Below are 17141 nucleotides of genomic sequence, written 5' to 3' on the forward strand. Positions count from 1 at the left end.
CTTGCTCATTTAAAAAATAAAAATTAACGTTGACGTTTGTCGCTTTGTTCAGTTTTCAAAGTTCAACCGCCGCTCTTGAGCGACTTTCTTATATTAACAAGTTGTCTTTCATTTGTCAACAACTTTTTAATATTTTATTTCTGATGAATTGCGATTGTTTTCCAATCACTCATCAGCGACATTTAATAATTTAACATCTGTGCTATATAAAAGTCAACACTTTTTGAAAAGTTTTTTTGTTTTATCAAAAAATCTTATTTACTTCCCTGCTTTCGCCGAATCTTAGCAAGATCTTTGAAAGGATTTGATACTTTTCTTGAATGTTTCGTTCAAGAACTACATGATTCAAACTTTGTTGAAAAGCAACGTTTGATCTCTTTATCTCTTCTCTAAGTAGTGCTTCTAACTCTAAACACTCCACCTGATTAAATAAACAAATTTTCATTGATTCACCTGCTTTTTGCGACATTGATTCTCACACATCAAAATAAAATCAGTTGTTCTTTTCCTTACCTGTTATTAATTGTAGACAAAACGCATACAAATTAGACAAGTACTACTTATTAAATGAGGTGACAAAATGAATATGTTTTATACTATTCGAGCCAAAAGAATCAAACAGACCATGCTTATCGTAGTTGCTGCGTTTTTTACAAGTTTTTTTCTCTATGCTCAGCAGACGTTTCACTTTCCCGTGTTTTCAACGGATAACGGTCCAAGAGCTGTTTATAAGGCGGATGATAAAAATCCGGAAGTTGCTCTGACCTTTAACATCAGCTGGGGAGATGAAAGAGCTATTCCCATTCTGAATGAACTAAAAAGACAGCATATTGAACATGCTACTTTCTTTTTATCTGCTTCATGGGCTGAACGTCACCCAGATATTGTAGAGCGCATTAAGAAAGAAGGTCACGAAATTGGCACAATGGGCTATGACTATACTTCTTATACAAGCCTAAAACCTAATGAGATTAGACAGGATCTTGCAAAATCAAAGAAAGTCTTTGATTCTCTAGGCCTTAAAGATGTTCACCTTCTTCGTCCTCCTAACGGGCAATTTAATAAAGACATCTTAAAATTAACAGCAGATATAGGATATACTACTGTTCACTGGAGCATTGATTCTAAAGACTGGACAAATCCAGGGGTTGAAAAAATTGTCTCGAATGTTACAAAGCCTTTAGACGGGGGAGATATTATATTGCTGCACGCGTCTGACTCCGCTCAACAAACAGCAAAGGCTATTCCATATATCAAGAATTCATTACAAAATAAAAAAGTCTCAAACGTAAGTATTTCAACATTAATTTCAAATTCAAAAACCCAAGTAAAAGATATCCGCTAAGATTTATTCCCACTGTATATGGAAAGCAAAAGCAGACAAATATACTATTTGTCTGCTTTTGCTATTCTTGCGTGCGTAAGAAGTTTCGGCAAAATAAGAAGTTGATACATATTACAAATTAGAAGTGGAAACAACATAAGGTAAAGCCAGCTTTCTTCATTCGTTCGCAGCGCTGGGAACCATTCAATTGTCGTTACAACAATCATAAAAAACAGCGCTGGTACAAAAGCCTCTTTATTCGTCTGCTTTTTCTTTGCATACGCCACTAACAACCCCACCGCTAACAAGAAAACGCTTAACAAAATATACTTACCTATGCCTTCTCCCGCTTGTTGAAAGAACTTATATCGAAAATAAGCAACGTCAAATAATACAAATAAAACAAATACAATTTGAACCGATTTCCAAAGAGATGCAGATTTAAAAATTCCCAACCCAAATCGGTGAATAGTTAAATATGCAAAGAACCCCATTTGGCTAATTAAACTAAAAATAAACCCTACGCCTACGAGCCATGTTAAAACAGCAACAATTTCTCCTATCTTTCCTTGTTGAAATAAGTGACCGTATTCCCCCCAGCGCACCGCAAACCCAACAACAGCTGTACTTATACCCCCAACAGCTAACGTGGTTAGAAATAGACGAACCCAATTTCGACTATTCACTTCCATCTCCCCCATAAGTTACAAAATTGTACCTTTTCATAAATTGTACCAATCACGTTTTGAAAAATCTAGAGCTCTTTTATGAATAAAAAACCTTGATTATCTCATATTAAGCGTAAGCATATTAGGAAAGGAGCTCATTACTATGAAAAAGCGACTCATGCTCCTCATTTATATAGGAATGTGTATGCTTTTAGCTACAGCCTGTGCACCGCAAGATGAAGAGAACAATGGTATGGATTATGATCAAACAAAGAAAATGGTTGTTGATATTTTAAAAACAGATGAAGGAAAAAAAGCAGTCGAGGCAATTATGAAAGACCCTTCTGTTAGACAAGATATTTTAATGGATCAAAACGCGATAAAAGATACAATTTCTCAAACCTTAGTATCAGATAAGGGCGTGGAATTTTGGAAAAAAGCCATGGATGATCCGAAGTTTGCTGAAAGCTTTGCTAAAAGTTTGGAAAAAGAAAATAAGACGGTCATCAAACAACTAATGAAAGATCCTGAATATCAAGGAATGCTTCAAGATGTTTTAAAGGATCCGGCTATGGAAAAAGAAGTACTGACTGTTTTAAAGAGTAAAGAATATCGCACTTATTTACAAAAGATTATGACCGAAACGTTTGATAGCCCTCTTTATCAATCTAAAATTCAAGACATTCTTTTGAAAGCCGCTGAAGAAACACAAGGTGGACAAAAACAAAGCAGCGACGATGGCGGTTCTTCTTCCGCTGGATCTGACTCAGGGGGAGAACAGCAACAGCAGTGATTAAATACGCATCTCACATGAGATGCGTATTTAATTATGTCATTTATTTTTATTAAAAAACCTAAATGACTTCTTTATATTTTTTAATACTTAGTATTTTTATTGGAATTGTAAACTTTAATTCTTAGCTTTATGGTAAAATATTAGAAATTAACACAATCGTTTTATAGCAAAAGGAGGGAATTCGATGGAATTTCGCGTTATTAAAACGTTTCAAACCATTGTTCGTTTAGGAAGCTTTCAATTAGCCGCTGAATATTTAAAGTACTCTCAGCCTACCATTACACTGCACATTCAAAAGTTAGAATCCGAACTAGGATTTAAGCTTTTAGAACGAGGAAAAAGCATTAAACTTACTGAAGCAGGTAAAATCTTTTACGAACGGGCAAATATTTTACTAAAGGAATATGAATATCTAAATAATACCTTAAAGGATTATTCAACAGGCGAAGCTGGCACGATCCGTATAGGTGCTGCAGAGCCTACAGCAAGCAGTCGACTGCCTTCCATTCTCTCATTATTTAAAAAAAGATATCCCAACACAGAAATTAGCTTACTCGTTGCAGACGAAAAGCACCTTCATCAACATATACGCAATCAAGAAATTGATTTCGCGATTGGCACTGTCTCAGAATCGTTCAGAGATATAGAGTTTGAGGCATTGCTAACGGAAAAACTTGTGCTGCTACTACCATTCAATCATGCGCTAACAAAAAGAAAAACAATCTTTGCAAAAGATTTAATACACGAAACGCTGATTACAGCTGGGCAATCTTCCGTTCAAAAGAAAATTGAGCAGCTAATCTTTGAACGAACAGGACAGCTGCCTGCTAAAGTCCAGTTAGGCACTATTAGCACACTTCAGCATTTTGTAAAAGAAAACTTAGGAATAGCCGTTGTTCCACAAATAAGCGCAACTCTTCCGCCGGATCAAGTGGTGGTTAAAACGATTCATGACTTACATGAGGGGCCTGCAATCGGCATTTTAAAGCACCAGTCTCACACCGTAAGTACAGCTGGAAAAACATTTTTAGCTCTCTTAAAACAAAACCTCGCATTTGATTTAAAAAAGACGCAGATTGAACTCTCTGTATAATAATAAAAAGCACGCGCTCGAACAGCGCGTGCTTTTTATTATTTTCCTGTTGCTGCTTTTTCATTTTCGCAAATAAATGCAATCTTACTTGCAATCTCTCCATATATTTGACCTAAACGATGCGATTCGTCGTAAATGGAAGGTGCAAAATCTTCTTCATTCCAATCAGGCTGACTTAACGGAAGCTGTCCTAACAGCTCTGTCTGAAGTTCCTCAGCCAGTTTTGGACCCCCGCCTTTACCAAATACATACTCTTTTTCCCTTGTTAGCTGGCTTTCAAAGTAAGCCATATTTTCTACAACTCCAATGACCTCATGATCGGTTTTCAAAGCCATAGCACCCGCTCTAGCTGCAACAAATGCCGCTGTAGGATGTGGTGTTGTAATAATCACTTCTTTACAAGCAGGAAGCATGGAGTGAACGTCTAATGCGACATCACCTGTTCCTGGAGGTAAGTCTAGTAAAAGATAATCTAATTCTCCCCATTCAACTTCTGTAAAGAAGCTCGTCAACATTTTTCCGAGCATAGGTCCTCGCCAGATAACAGGTGAATTATCTTCTACAAAGAAGCCCATGGAAATAACTTTTACTCCGAAACGATCAACTGGAATAATCTTTTCACCTTCTACTACAGGACGTTGTGTGATTCCCATCATGTCTGGGACGCTGAATCCATAAATGTCAGCATCAATTAAACCAACTTTTTTTCCTAAACGAGCTAGAGAAACGGCTAAGTTAACAGAGACTGTTGATTTACCAACGCCTCCTTTACCGCTGGCAATAGCAATAAATTCAGGTGCATTCGGACTAGTTAGTAAGTTGCCAGTATTCGGCTGCTCAGCGCGGTACTGCTGAAGTTCCTCAGGCGTAAACTCAACAAATCGCAGTCCAACCGACTGTACACCTGCTTTTTTTAATTCTTCTACAATTGTGCCTTGCAGGCTCAACTGTTCACTCGTACCTGTTTTTGCAACAGCAATCTTCAGGCTTATATGCTGTTTTTCAGCTTTAATTGTTATTTCTTTAATCGCATCTGTTTCTGATAGTTTTTTATTTAAAAATGGATCTGTAATTTCCCCTACTACTTCTTTTACTTGCTTTTCCGTTAGCATACTCCCACCACCATGTTAAAATCTATTTATTTATACTATCAAGTATATCATACATATTAGATTTTTCTGAATAGAAGGGTGCTATGCTTTTTATTTAGGCTTTTCTCCAGTAAAATACCGGCTGACTCCTTCATAGATGGATTCAGCTAACTTTTTTTGATAGCGTTTCGATTGAAGCATTTTACGTTCTGTAGGATTTGACAAGAATCCTACTTCAACCAAAGCACCGGGTGGCTTAGAATGCTTAAGAAGGTAAAGAGTTTGAATAGCTTTTGCTTCACGGGTCGTATTGTCCAGATTATTTCTTAGCTCTTGTTGAATGAGTTTGGCCACTTGCTCGTTTTCTTTTAGGGATCCGTAATAGAAAGTTTGAGCCCCTCTCCACGCAGAGGATGGAATAGCATTCAAGTGAATACTTAAGTACAAATCAGCGTTGGATTTATTAATCATCGTTAAGCGATTTTTTAAGTCTTCTACTTTTCTGCGACTGTATCCTCTTGTATCTTTGGCCGCTAGGTCTTCGTCTTTTTCTCTCGTCATAATAACAAGTGCCCCTTGCTCTTGCAGATAGTCTCGAAGCATTAACGAAATTTTAAGAGTTATTTCTTTTTCAAGCACCTCATCCTCTCCTACCGCTCCTCCATCAACACCGCCATGTCCAGGATCTAGTACAATAACTTTCCCGCTAAGAGGAAGTGAAAGCGAACCGGATGATGTTCTATGATCTATTTGATATTGTACAATGACAAAAAGAACGAGAAGCGCTATAATTGTGCTCATTATTTTTACTTTAGACATTTTATCCCTTCCCTTCTTGCCTCACCTATTTATTTCTATATGGGACAAGAACGGGAATTATGAGTACTTTTTAATGCAAACGTAAACGGCGTCTTTTTTCTGCGGTTCGATAACCTTCTTTCCACCAGTCTTGCACATATCCTTGACACAAATAATACAGACCATCTTGATAAAGATCTGTTACAGACATGCTGACGGCTCCGTACAATGTATCAATTAAAAGAGACTCTTCTTGCTTACTGTGCTTCTGAACATCTTCGTAGCCTTTACCACGTTTACTCACCCGGGCACCTAATAAAAATGATTCGATAGCAATGTCAAGACAGTACTCCTCCACATGTTCGTCTCCTAGCATATTCCACTGAAACATTGGATGAAAATAACGGCGCAGCCTCTCTTGAAGCAAATCAAACGATAGTTCCCTTAGGACTTTGCGTTCATATTTCATTTCTTTTTCATAACGTTTTTCTTTTAAATATGTAACCTCGTTCACGATAACGCCTCCCTTTTTTACATATTGTCTGCACAAGCCTTCGTCTCATACGCAAACAACAAATAAAAAAAGCCTTGGTCCAAAGACCAAGGCTTGAAACGTAATATAAAATTAACGTTTTGAGAATTGTGGTGCACGACGAGCGCCTTTAAGACCGTATTTTTTACGTTCTTTCGCACGAGCGTCACGAGTTAATAGACCAGCACGTTTTAATGTTCCACGGTATTCAGGGTCTGCTTCTAATAAAGCACGAGAGATTCCGTGACGAATAGCGCCAGCTTGACCTGCATAACCTCCACCATTAACGTTTACAAATACGTCATAGTTACCTACAGTTTCAGTTAAAGCAAGTGGTTGTTTTACTACTTCACGTAGTGCAGCAAATGGAATGTATTCTTCGATTTCACGACCGTTGATTGTTACGCGACCGTTACCTGGTACTAAACGTACACGAGCAACAGAGCTTTTACGACGACCAGTTCCGTAATATTGTACCTGTGCCAAGATAATAACCTCCTCTTATTAATTATCCGCGAAGTTCGTAAACTTCTGGTTTTTGTGCTTCATGTGGATGTGTTTCACCAGCATACACATGTAATTTTTTGAACATTTGACGGCCTAGGCTACCTTTTGGAAGCATGCCTTTGATTCCTAATTCAAGCATTTTCTCAGAGTAGTTAGTACGCATTTCTAATGCTGTACGTTGTTTCAAACCACCTGGGTGCATGCTGTGACGGTAATAAATTTTATCAGTTAATTTTTTACCTGTTAATTCGATTTTTGACGCATTGATAAGGATCACGTGATCACCAGTATCAACATGTGGTGTAAAAGTTGGTTTATGTTTACCGCGTAAGATTGATGCTACTTCACTTGCTAAACGACCTAAAGTTTTACCTTCAGCATCGACAACATACCATTTACGCTCTACTTCGTTTGCTTTCGCCATGAAAGTTGTACGCATGAGTTTCCCTCCTAATTTTCATCATCAATTATAAAATTATTTCAACCTTCTATTTCAACACGATTAATTTCCGGGGCTAACCGTGGGGTTAAAATACATACCATATGATATATTATATCTTTAAGCTACTAATGTCAAGAAAATGTTACACCAGGTTTAGTTGTCATAGAAAACGCGCCATAAATATAGTCCTTGCGAAGGCGCAGTTTTCCCTGCACGAGGACGTGATTTGCTTTCTAGAATATCTTTTATAGCATCTGGTTCAATACGGCCTTGTCCTACTTCTAAAAGCGTTCCAACAAGAATACGAACCATATTATACAGAAAGCCACTTCCAACGAATCTAAACACAAGCTGACTATTCTCTTCATACATATCAATCTTGTAAATCGTACGAATCTTATCTTCCACTTCTGTCCTCGCTGAACAAAAGCTTGTAAAGTCGTGTGTACCGAGTAAATATGTGATGGCTTTTTTCATTTTTGAGTAGTCTAATGGATAAGGGTAATGGTATGCATAAGAACGAGTGAAAGGATTTCGATCTTCGCCGCGCAAAATATGATAGCGATACTCTTTTGAAGTAACGTCATACCGGGCGTGAAAATGTGCATCAACTTCACATACATTCTTCATTACAATATCATCTGGTAGCATTGAATTCAATGCTTTTTTCCACTTATCACATGGAATATTTAGGTTTGTGTCAAAATGAATGACTTGCCCCTGTGCATGAACATTTGTGTCCGTTCGTCCAGAGGCGTAAATCGGAACTTTTTTGTTATGCATTTTCTCTAAAACGGCTTCAATCTCCAGTTGAACTGTTCGCTTATTGGGCTGAACTTGATAACCTGAAAAGTGTGTGCCGTCGTATGCAACTATACATTTTAAACGTTTCATCTTTTCACCAAACAATCTTTACGTTCTAATCAGCACTAAAACAACTGCTACTGCCAGCAGAAGTAAAAGCATAATTGTATCTATGCTTCCCCATTTTAATTGACGATACTTTGTACGCCCTTCTCCGCCTTTATATCCTCTTGCCTCCATGGCAATAGCTAGCTCTTCAGCACGCTTAAATGAACCTATAAATAAAGGAACAAGCAAAGGAACGACAGCTTTCAACCGATCCGTAACGGGACCGCTGCTAAAGTCCACTCCTCGTGCTGTCTGCGCTTTAATAATTTTATCTGTCTCTTCCATCAATGTAGGAATAAAGCGAAGAGAAATGGACATCATTAAAGCTAATTCATGAACAGGAAGCTTGAGCTTTTTAAATGGATTCAACAAGCTTTCCATTCCATCTGTTACTTCAATGGGCGTAGTCGTTAACGTTAGCATCGTCGTAATTAAAATTAAGAACAAGAAGCGCAAGGAAATTAAAACACCTTGAATAAGGCCGCCTTTATAGACAGAAAACCATCCCCATTCAAACAAAAGAGGACCTTCCTTCGTCATAAAAATGTGCAAAAGAAACGTGATGATAATAATAAATAGAACGGGCTTTAACCCTCTTAAAATAAAGGAAACGGGCACTTTACTCATGGCCACTATCACAAGGGTATACACACCTAAAAAAGCATAGCCGATAGGGTTATTTGCTAAAAACACAATTAATACATACGCAAATACGAGAAGCAGCTTGGCCCGAGGATCCATTCGATGGACAAAAGAATGACCCGGGACATACTTACCAATAATGATTGAGTTCATCATATTCGTTCACCTTGCTGCATAAGGTGCTGCACTTTCTCTACCACTTCAGAAAAGGTAATAACCGTATCCGATGCTTCAAGCTGAAATTTCTTTTGCAGCTTCAGCATAAAGCGAAGCGATTCTGGAACATCCAATCCATATTCTTTTAGCTGCGTATGCTGACCGAAAACTTCTCTAGGTGACCCTTTCATCGCAATCGTTCCTTTATTCATTACAATTAGCTCATCAGCGTACATAGCTGCATCTTCCATGCTGTGAGTCACGAGAATCGTCGTCAAGCCTTTTTCTTTATGAAGACGATAAATCATATTCATAATTTCTTGACGGCCTCTAGGGTCCAATCCAGCAGTTGGCTCATCTAAAATTAGCACATTAGGATTCATCGCTAGAATACCTGCTATCGCTACACGACGCATTTGTCCACCACTCAAATCAAAAGGAGATCTGGTGAGAATGTCTTCTGGCAACCCCACTAACTTGATAAGCTCTCGTGCTTTTTGCTTTGCTTCTTCTTCCGAAACGCCATAATTCATTGGTCCAAAAGCTATATCTTTTTCCACCGTTTCTTCAAAAAGCTGATGTTCTGGAAATTGAAACACCACGCCTACTTGCTGACGAATAGCTTTTAAATTCTTTTCTTTTCGATTGGCTTTAATAGTGCGCTCACCGATTTGAATTTCACCAGCAGTTGGCTTCAATAAGGCATTCAGATGCTGTATGATTGTTGATTTCCCAGAACCAGTATGGCCAATAACAGCCAAAAATGTACCTGATTGAATGCTTAAATTTAAGTCATGCAGAGCAATTCGTTCAAATGGTGTATTAACTTGATAACGATGCTCTACTTCTTTGAATATAATGTCCATAGTTCGTCCACCAAGTCCTCATCTGTTAAATGAATTTTTGATAAAGGAATTCCTACGGAAGCAAAACGATGGCTTAGTTTAACGGAAAACGGCAAGTCTAGTCCAATATCCGTTAACTTGGAACCTAATGCAAATACTTCGCGTGGAGTACCTGTTGCATAGATCTTCCCTTTGTTCATCACAACGACTCTGTCAGCCATTGCTACTTCATCTAAATCGTGGGTAATTGAAATAACCGTCAGTTGTTTTTCTTCTTTTAATTTTCTAACAGTTTCAAGTACTTCAGTTCGTCCAATAGGATCTAACATAGATGTTGCTTCATCTAGAATGATAACAGATGGCTGTACGGCAATTATACCCGCAATGGCCACACGCTGTTTTTGTCCACCTGATAGCTGATGAGGCTCTTGATCCAGAAAAGCACTCATATTGACCATTTCGATTGCTTCAGGTATACGTTTTTCCATAATTTCAAATGGAATCCCGTTGTTTTCAAGCCCAAACGCAATATCATCTTGAACGGTTGAGCCAACAAATTGATTATCTGGGTTTTGAAACACCATTCCAATCTGCTTGCGCACATCCCATATTGTTTCTTCAGATAAAAGAGTATCGCCCACTCGAACCGTTCCTTTTTCAGGTAGCAAAAGGCCGTTTAGAATTCGTGCCAGCGTCGATTTCCCAGATCCATTATGTCCAGCTATCGCTAACCATTCACCTTTATAAGCAGAGAGAGAAAGGTGATCTAATGTTAGGTCTGCTTCAGGATCGTATCGAAAGCATAAATCTTTTACCTCTAAAGACATTTCTTTCAACGCTATCTTCCTCTCAGCTTTTTCTATTGCAGCATTGCCTACATTGGTTTTTTACGCTATTTACCCGGTTTAAGGTATAAAAAAAGGGCAACGACTAGTTACACACTGTCTCGCCCTTTTCTATCTGTATTAAAAATATTAAACTAATTCAATGATAACCATTGGAGCACCGTCACCACGGCGAGGTCCAACTTTTAAGATACGAGTGTAACCGCCTTGGCGATCTTCGTAGCGAGTAGCGATATCGCTGAATAGTTTTTGTAAAGCGCTTTGACCAGCTTCCTCGTTAGCTACTTCATTACGGATGTAAGATGCAGCTTGACGACGAGCGTGTAGATCTCCACGTTTACCTAAAGTAATCATTTTTTCAACAGTTGAACGTAATTCTTTTGCACGAGCTTCAGTTGTCTCAATGCGTTCACTGATGATTAAATCAGTTGTTAAATCACGAAGAAGCGCCTTGCGTTGTGCGCTTGTACGACCTAATTTACGGTAAGACATGTGAGGTCCCCTCCTTTGTTAAGTAGTTAAACAGGTAGATATAATCAGTCGTCCTTACGTAGACCCAAACCTAATTCTTCAAGTTTAGCTTTAACTTCTTCTAAAGATTTACGGCCTAAGTTACGAACTTTCATCATATCTTCTTCTGTTTTATTAGCAAGCTCTTGTACAGTATTGATGCCTGCTCGTTTTAAGCAGTTGTAAGAACGAACAGATAAATCCAGTTCCTCGATCGTCATCTCTAGAACTTTTTCTTTCTGGTCTTCTTCTTTTTCTACCATGATCTCTGCTTTTTGAGCTTCATCTGTTAAGTTAACGAAGATATTTAAGTGTTCCGTTAGAATCTTTGCACCTAAAGCAACAGCTTTTTCTGGCTCGATGCTACCGTCAGTCCAAACATCCAACGTTAACTTATCGTAATTTGTCATTTGACCAACACGAGTATTTTCTACATAATACGATACGCGAGTAACAGGCGTATAGATTGAGTCAATTGGAAGTACACCAATTGGTTGGTCTTCACGCTTGTTAGCATCGGCAGGATTATAACCTCGACCTGTGCGAGCAGTAAGTCTCATACGGAAATGAGCATCTGACTCAAGTGTTGCAATATGAAGATCCGGATTTAGAACTTCGATATCACTGTCTGCTTGAATGTCAGCAGCCGTTACTGTACCAGGACCTTTAACATCGATCTCAAGTGTTTTCTCTTCATCAGAGTAAATCTTTAACGCTAACTTTTTAACGTTTAAAATGATGTTTGTTACATCTTCAACAACTCCAGGAACTGTTGAAAATTCATGTAATACACCTTCAATTTGAATAGATGTTACAGCTGCACCAGGGAGTGAGGATAATAGGATACGACGTAAGGAGTTACCCAAAGTAGTACCATATCCACGCTCAAGTGGTTCGACGACGAATTTACCGTACTTTCTATCATCGCTGATTTCTACCGTTTCGATTTTTGGCTTTTCAATCTCTATCAATATAAACCCTCCTTCAAAACGTCGAAACCTCGGCTAGACGGCTGATTTCTCAAATGCCTAACCGAAATTCCCTATTAGACAGTTCCCGAATGTGCACAACAAATGGAAAACATTTCGTTGCATGAATAAATTCTACACCATCATCATTATAGACAACGAAATAGAATCTATACATATTAATTATACACGACGACGTTTTGGTGGGCGGCATCCGTTGTGAGGTACAGGAGTAACATCTCTAATAGCTGTTACTTCTAAACCTGCAGCTTGAAGAGCACGGATAGCTGCTTCACGACCAGCACCAGGGCCTTTAACTGTAACTTCAAGAGTTTTCATTCCGTTATCCATAGAAACTTTTGCAGCAGCTTCAGCAGCCATTTGCGCAGCAAATGGAGTGGATTTACGAGAACCTCTGAAGCCAAGTGCGCCTGCACTAGACCAAGCAATCGCATTACCGTGAACATCTGTAATTGTTACAATAGTGTTGTTAAACGTTGAGCGAATATGAGCTACACCAGCTTCAATATTCTTTTTCACGCGACGTTTACGTGTATTAGTTTTACGTGCCATCTGTTAATGACCTCCCTTACTAATTATTTCTTCTTGTTCGCTACAGTACGGCGTGGGCCTTTACGTGTACGAGCATTGTTTTTACTGTTTTGACCACGAACTGGTAAACTACGACGGTGGCGGATACCACGGTATGAACCAATCTCAATTAAACGTTTGATGTTTAAAGAAACTTCACGACGAAGATCGCCTTCTACTTTATAGCTATCTAAAATATCACGAATTTTACCTAATTCTTCTTCTGTTAAGTCACGAACGCGAGTATCTTCAGAAACTCCAGCTTCAGCTAGAACTTTTTCAGCAGTTGGACGACCAATACCGAAAATGTATGTTAATGAAATTACTACACGCTTGTCACGAGGAATATCAACACCAGCAATACGTGCCATATGAATAGTGCACCTCCTTATTGATTAACCTTGTTTTTGTTTATGCTTAGGGTTTTCACAAATTACCATTACTTTACCTTTTCTACGGATAACTTTACATTTTTCGCAGATTGGTTTAACTGATGGTCTGACTTTCATGTTTCATACCTCCTTGATAGTACGGAGTGCATAGGTTTTATTTGAAACGGTACGTAATTCTACCGCGAGTTAAATCGTATGGTGACAATTCTACAGTTACTTTATCACCAGGTAAGATTCGAATGAAATGCATGCGAATTTTTCCTGATACGTGAGCAAGTACTGTATGACCATTTTCTAATTCTACCTTGAACATAGCGTTAGGTAAAGTCTCAGCAACTGTACCTTCAACTTCAATTACATCGTCTTTTGCCATTAAAGTGCTCTCCTTTCTTTGAAACAGTAACAAGCTATCATTAAACGACTTAAAAAGAACCTGTTCTGAACATCCGGAGATCGTAATCATTAAATTCAAGATGATTGACGCTAATATACATCTTTACCATTTTAACAGCAATTCAGACGAAAAACGATCATCGTGAATTTAGATAATTACTGTTTACTGTCCAGTGCATCTAGCGAGGAATGGATAGAGATAACATCCTTTAACATTACAATGCTGTCAGAATTTCATATCCCGTCTCAGTAATTGCAATAGTATGTTCGAAGTGCGCACACATTTTACCATCCACTGTCACAACTGTCCAGTTATCAGGTAATGTTTTTACATATCGCATACCAGCATTCACCATTGGCTCAACTGCCAATACCATGCCTGGACGTAGACGCGGTCCTTTATTCGGTGGACCATAATGAGGTACTTGCGGATCTTCATGTAAGTCTTTGCCGACGCCATGGCCAACATATTCTCTTACAATCGAAAAGTTACGTGATTCTGCGTACTGTTGAATAGCATGTGAAATATTCGACAAACGCTCACCCGGCTTCGCTTCTGCTAATCCTTTGTAGAGAGATTGCTCAGTCACATCAAGCAGCTCTTGATTTTCTAATGAAATCTTTCCTACTCCATATGTCCAAGCTGAGTCACCGTGATAGCCACCGAATTTAGCTCCGATGTCTAAACTGATGATATCCCCTTCATTAAGCTTGCGTTCTCCCGGAATACCATGAACTAATTCTTCATTCACAGAAGCACATACACTGCCGCGAAAACCATTATACCCTTTAAAAGACGGAATTGCATCATGTTGACGAATAAAATTTTCAGCAATTGCATCCAATTCTATAGTCGTAATACCTGGAACGATATGTTTTTTCAACTCTTGATGAGTTAAAGCCACGATTCGTCCAGCTTCACGCATGACCTCAATTTCCTCTGGTGTCTTGCAAATGATCATTGCTTAACCCCAGCAAGTAATTGACGAACATCCTCAAACACAATGTTAATATCTTGATTACCATTAATATTGCGTAGATAACCTTTTTCTTGATAGAAATCAAGTAGAGGTTGAGATTGTTTAACATTAACTGAAAGTCTAGTTGAAACCGTCTCAGCATTGTCATCTGCACGTTGATAAAGCTCTCCGCCACATTTGTCACAAACTCCTTCTTTCGCAGGAGGATTGAATACTAAGTGGTAAGTAGCTCCGCAATCTTTACAAATGCGGCGTCCAGTAAGACGCTCCATTAAAATGCTTTGATCTACATCAATATTAATCACATAATCAATTTGCTTGTTTAGTTCTTTTGTAATTGTTTCAAGAGCTTCTGCTTGGGCTACTGTTCTCGGGAAGCCATCAAGTAAAAAGCCGTTTTCACAATCTTGTTTGTTTAAACGCTCGCGCACAATTCCAATTGTTACTTCATCAGGAACAAGGTTACCTTGGTCCATAAATGATTTAGCTTTTAAACCTAGTTGCGTTCCTTCTTTAATTGCAGCTCGGAACATATCTCCTGTTGAGATATGAGGGATATCGTAATGCTCAACGATTTTTTCTGCTTGAGTACCTTTCCCAGCACCAGGAAGGCCCATTAACACTAAATTCATTTCTTGCTTCCCCCTCAGTATCTTATCCGTTTAATGGGAAAGCAGCCTGCCTCCCACTAAACAGCTTTACTTAATAAATCCCTTATAATGGCGTTTCACTAATTGACTCTCAAGCTGTTTCATTGTCTCAAGAGCTACACCGACAACAATTAACAAACTAGTACCGCCGATCTGAGCAGATGAGGGTAGGTTTGCAATTTTGATGAACAGAACCGGCAACACAGCAATTAACGCAAGGAATATCGAACCGATTAATGTCAGACGATATAACACTTTCGTTAAATAAGCTTGTGTGCTTTTACCAGGACGAATGCCTGGGATGTAGCCACCTTGCTTTTTCAAGTTCTCTGCTACTTGTTCAGGGTTAACTTGAACAAATGTATAGAAGTAACAAAAAGCAATGATTAACGCTACATACACTATCATACCAATTGGCTTAGTATAGTCAAATGTATTCTGAATCCACGTCGTTACATCATTTGGACCGAAAAATGATGCAATTGTTGGTGGTGTGATAATAAATGAAACTGCAAAGATAACAGGAATAACCCCAGCAGCATTTACTTTTAACGGTAAATGAGTGGATTGACCTCCAACAGGATTACGACCAGCTGAACCCTTTGCATATTGAATAGGAATTTTTCGTAGCGCTTGTTGGAAGTAAATAACCCCAACAATAATAGCTAAAACTGCAATCGCAATTAAAACTACCGTTACGATACGAATGAATAATTGATCCCCAACGTCTTCAAATTGCTGTGCATAAATTTGATTTAATGTTGTCGGAATACCAGCTGCAATCCCAGCAAAGATAATGATAGAAATACCATTACCTACGCCTTTTGCAGTAATCTGTTCTCCTAACCACATTAAGAAGGCAGTACCTGCCGTTAACACTGTAGCAATTAGAAGATACGTAGAAATTCCTGGATTAGCGATCAATTGTCCGCCCGAAATATTGTTGAATCCTATAGACATACCTAAAGCCTGGATAAATCCAAGCACAATTGTTCCATAACGAGTTACTTGAGCTAATTTACGGCGCCCAACATCTCCCTGCTTTGACCATTCTGTAAACTTAGGTACAACATCCATCTGCAATAATTGGACGATGATGGATGCTGTAATATAAGGCATAATGCCCATAGCAAGAATGGAAAAGTTTTTTAACGCGCCGCCGCCAAATGTATTCAGAACTCCGAATACATTTAACCCATCTTGCAATTTTAGTACATCCGTATTAACACTTGGTACAGGAATAAATGTACCAATTCGGAAGACAATTAACATTAACAAAGTGAAAAAGATTTTTTGTCTTATTTCACGCACGCGCATTAAATTGGAGATTGTTTGAAACATTAGATCACCTCAACTGTACCGCCAGCAGCTTCGATAGCTTCTTTAGCAGTTGAAGAGAATTTAGCAGCTTTAACAGTTAGCTTAGAGTTTAATGTACCGTTTCCTAGTACTTTAACGCCAGCTTTTGCTTTGCTTACTAAACCAGTTTCGATTAATAATTCTGGTGTTACTTCAGTTCCATCTTCAAAACGGTTAAGAGCTTCTAAATTAACGATCGCGTATTCTTTGCGATTGATATTAGTGAACCCACGTTTTGGAAGACGACGGAATAAAGGAGTTTGACCACCTTCGAAGCCAGGTCTTACGCCACCGCCAGAGCGAGCGTTTTGCCCTTTGTGACCTTTACCTGAAGTCTTTCCGTTACCTGAACCAGTACCACGACCTACACGGTTACGTACTTTACGTGAACCTTCAGCTGGTTTCAATTCATGAAGTTTCATTCCGGAGCACCTCCTTAGAGTGACAATTTATACTTATTGCTCTTTTACTGTAACAAGGTGAGCTACTTTGTTAATCATTCCGCGAATTGCAGGATTATCGTCTTGAACGACAGTTTGATTTAACTTACGTAGGCCAAGTGTACGAACAGTTACACGTTGATCTTCTGGACGACCAATTACGCTACGAGTAAGGGTAATTGCTAGTTTGTTTGCCATTCCATATCC

The 17141-nt window shown here is 38.6% G+C and carries 24 protein-coding genes; 3 read left to right on the top strand and 21 right to left on the bottom strand.

The window, feature by feature from the left end:
* The first annotated feature begins 580 nt into the window (after positions 1–580).
* Entirely contained in the window at positions 581–1345 is a 765-nt protein-coding gene (gene pdaB / locus ACMX9J_RS25645; protein WP_028412720.1) for a polysaccharide deacetylase family sporulation protein PdaB, read from the top strand.
* Positions 1346–1389: 44 nt separating this feature from the next.
* Here the strand turns inward: pdaB and ACMX9J_RS25650 are convergent, their stop codons facing one another.
* Positions 1390–2010: a KinB-signaling pathway activation protein gene (locus tag ACMX9J_RS25650; RefSeq protein ID WP_028412721.1), complete on the bottom strand. Its 621-nt coding sequence runs from the start codon at positions 2008–2010 to the stop codon at positions 1390–1392.
* 145 nt (positions 2011–2155) lie between these two features.
* On the opposite strand from ACMX9J_RS25650, the gene gerD reads away from it, so the two are divergent.
* Complete coding sequence (gerD, locus tag ACMX9J_RS25655) at positions 2156–2785, top strand: spore germination lipoprotein GerD (RefSeq protein ID WP_033580786.1); 630 nt, start codon at positions 2156–2158, stop codon at positions 2783–2785.
* A gap of 187 nt (positions 2786–2972) precedes the next feature.
* Positions 2973–3881: a LysR family transcriptional regulator gene (locus ACMX9J_RS25660; RefSeq protein ID WP_014462003.1), complete on the top strand. Its 909-nt coding sequence runs from the start codon at positions 2973–2975 to the stop codon at positions 3879–3881.
* A 38-nt stretch (positions 3882–3919) separates the two neighbouring features.
* Here the strand turns inward: ACMX9J_RS25660 and ACMX9J_RS25665 are convergent, their stop codons facing one another.
* From ACMX9J_RS25665 to rpmD, 20 genes are all read right to left on the bottom strand, one after another.
* Entirely contained in the window at positions 3920–4993 is a 1074-nt protein-coding gene (locus ACMX9J_RS25665; RefSeq protein WP_416226397.1) for a P-loop NTPase, read from the bottom strand.
* 90 nt (positions 4994–5083) lie between these two features.
* A complete protein-coding gene (gene cwlD / locus ACMX9J_RS25670; protein WP_014462005.1) occupies positions 5084–5791 on the bottom strand; it encodes an N-acetylmuramoyl-L-alanine amidase CwlD in 708 nt (235 codons plus the stop codon).
* Positions 5792–5861: 70 nt separating this feature from the next.
* A complete protein-coding gene (locus tag ACMX9J_RS25675; protein WP_028412723.1) occupies positions 5862–6284 on the bottom strand; it encodes a DUF2521 family protein in 423 nt (140 codons plus the stop codon).
* Between the two features lie 111 nt (positions 6285–6395).
* Positions 6396–6788, bottom strand: a complete 393-nt coding sequence (rpsI, locus tag ACMX9J_RS25680) for a 30S ribosomal protein S9 (protein WP_013054959.1) — start codon at positions 6786–6788, stop codon at positions 6396–6398.
* Positions 6789–6810: 22 nt separating this feature from the next.
* Positions 6811–7248: a 50S ribosomal protein L13 gene (rplM, locus tag ACMX9J_RS25685; protein ID WP_013054958.1), complete on the bottom strand. Its 438-nt coding sequence runs from the start codon at positions 7246–7248 to the stop codon at positions 6811–6813.
* Between the two features lie 156 nt (positions 7249–7404).
* Entirely contained in the window at positions 7405–8145 is a 741-nt protein-coding gene (gene truA, locus ACMX9J_RS25690) for a tRNA pseudouridine(38-40) synthase TruA (RefSeq protein WP_013054957.1), read from the bottom strand.
* Between the two features lie 18 nt (positions 8146–8163).
* Positions 8164–8961, bottom strand: coding sequence for a CbiQ family ECF transporter T component (locus tag ACMX9J_RS25695; protein WP_176345075.1), 798 nt, complete (start codon positions 8959–8961; stop codon positions 8164–8166).
* Complete coding sequence (locus ACMX9J_RS25700) at positions 8958–9827, bottom strand: energy-coupling factor ABC transporter ATP-binding protein (protein ID WP_416226398.1); 870 nt, start codon at positions 9825–9827, stop codon at positions 8958–8960. The genes ACMX9J_RS25695 and ACMX9J_RS25700 overlap by 4 nt, the downstream gene beginning before the upstream one ends.
* Positions 9803–10642, bottom strand: a complete 840-nt coding sequence (locus ACMX9J_RS25705; RefSeq protein WP_013054954.1) for an energy-coupling factor ABC transporter ATP-binding protein — start codon at positions 10640–10642, stop codon at positions 9803–9805. The genes ACMX9J_RS25700 and ACMX9J_RS25705 overlap by 25 nt, the downstream gene beginning before the upstream one ends.
* Positions 10643–10780: 138 nt before the next feature.
* Complete coding sequence (gene rplQ, locus ACMX9J_RS25710; RefSeq protein ID WP_013054953.1) at positions 10781–11143, bottom strand: 50S ribosomal protein L17; 363 nt, start codon at positions 11141–11143, stop codon at positions 10781–10783.
* Between the two features lie 44 nt (positions 11144–11187).
* Positions 11188–12132: a DNA-directed RNA polymerase subunit alpha gene (locus tag ACMX9J_RS25715; RefSeq protein WP_013054952.1), complete on the bottom strand. Its 945-nt coding sequence runs from the start codon at positions 12130–12132 to the stop codon at positions 11188–11190.
* A gap of 180 nt (positions 12133–12312) precedes the next feature.
* Positions 12313–12702: a 30S ribosomal protein S11 gene (gene rpsK, locus ACMX9J_RS25720; protein WP_028412666.1), complete on the bottom strand. Its 390-nt coding sequence runs from the start codon at positions 12700–12702 to the stop codon at positions 12313–12315.
* A 23-nt stretch (positions 12703–12725) separates the two neighbouring features.
* On the bottom strand, positions 12726–13091 hold the full coding sequence (gene rpsM / locus ACMX9J_RS25725; RefSeq protein WP_013054950.1) for a 30S ribosomal protein S13: 366 nt from the start codon (positions 13089–13091) through the stop codon (positions 12726–12728).
* A 24-nt stretch (positions 13092–13115) separates the two neighbouring features.
* Positions 13116–13229, bottom strand: a complete 114-nt coding sequence (rpmJ, locus tag ACMX9J_RS25730; protein ID WP_003156543.1) for a 50S ribosomal protein L36 — start codon at positions 13227–13229, stop codon at positions 13116–13118.
* Positions 13230–13266: 37 nt separating this feature from the next.
* Entirely contained in the window at positions 13267–13485 is a 219-nt protein-coding gene (gene infA, locus ACMX9J_RS25735; protein ID WP_010285101.1) for a translation initiation factor IF-1, read from the bottom strand.
* Positions 13486–13720: 235 nt separating this feature from the next.
* Positions 13721–14467, bottom strand: coding sequence for a type I methionyl aminopeptidase (gene map, locus ACMX9J_RS25740; protein WP_028412665.1), 747 nt, complete (start codon positions 14465–14467; stop codon positions 13721–13723).
* Positions 14464–15117, bottom strand: a complete 654-nt coding sequence (locus tag ACMX9J_RS25745) for an adenylate kinase (protein WP_013054948.1) — start codon at positions 15115–15117, stop codon at positions 14464–14466. The genes map and ACMX9J_RS25745 overlap by 4 nt, the downstream gene beginning before the upstream one ends.
* 66 nt (positions 15118–15183) lie before the next feature.
* Entirely contained in the window at positions 15184–16476 is a 1293-nt protein-coding gene (gene secY / locus ACMX9J_RS25750) for a preprotein translocase subunit SecY (protein WP_013054947.1), read from the bottom strand.
* Positions 16476–16916, bottom strand: coding sequence for a 50S ribosomal protein L15 (gene rplO / locus ACMX9J_RS25755; RefSeq protein WP_013054946.1), 441 nt, complete (start codon positions 16914–16916; stop codon positions 16476–16478). Before rplO ends, secY begins: the two co-directional genes overlap by 1 nt.
* A gap of 33 nt (positions 16917–16949) precedes the next feature.
* Positions 16950–17132, bottom strand: coding sequence for a 50S ribosomal protein L30 (gene rpmD, locus ACMX9J_RS25760; protein WP_013054945.1), 183 nt, complete (start codon positions 17130–17132; stop codon positions 16950–16952).
* Positions 17133–17141: the final 9 nt, after the last annotated feature.

The sequence above is a fragment of the Priestia sp. RMT2NF4 genome (assembly GCF_047872835.1).
GTDB lineage: Bacteria > Bacillota > Bacilli > Bacillales > Bacillaceae_H > Priestia > Priestia zanthoxyli.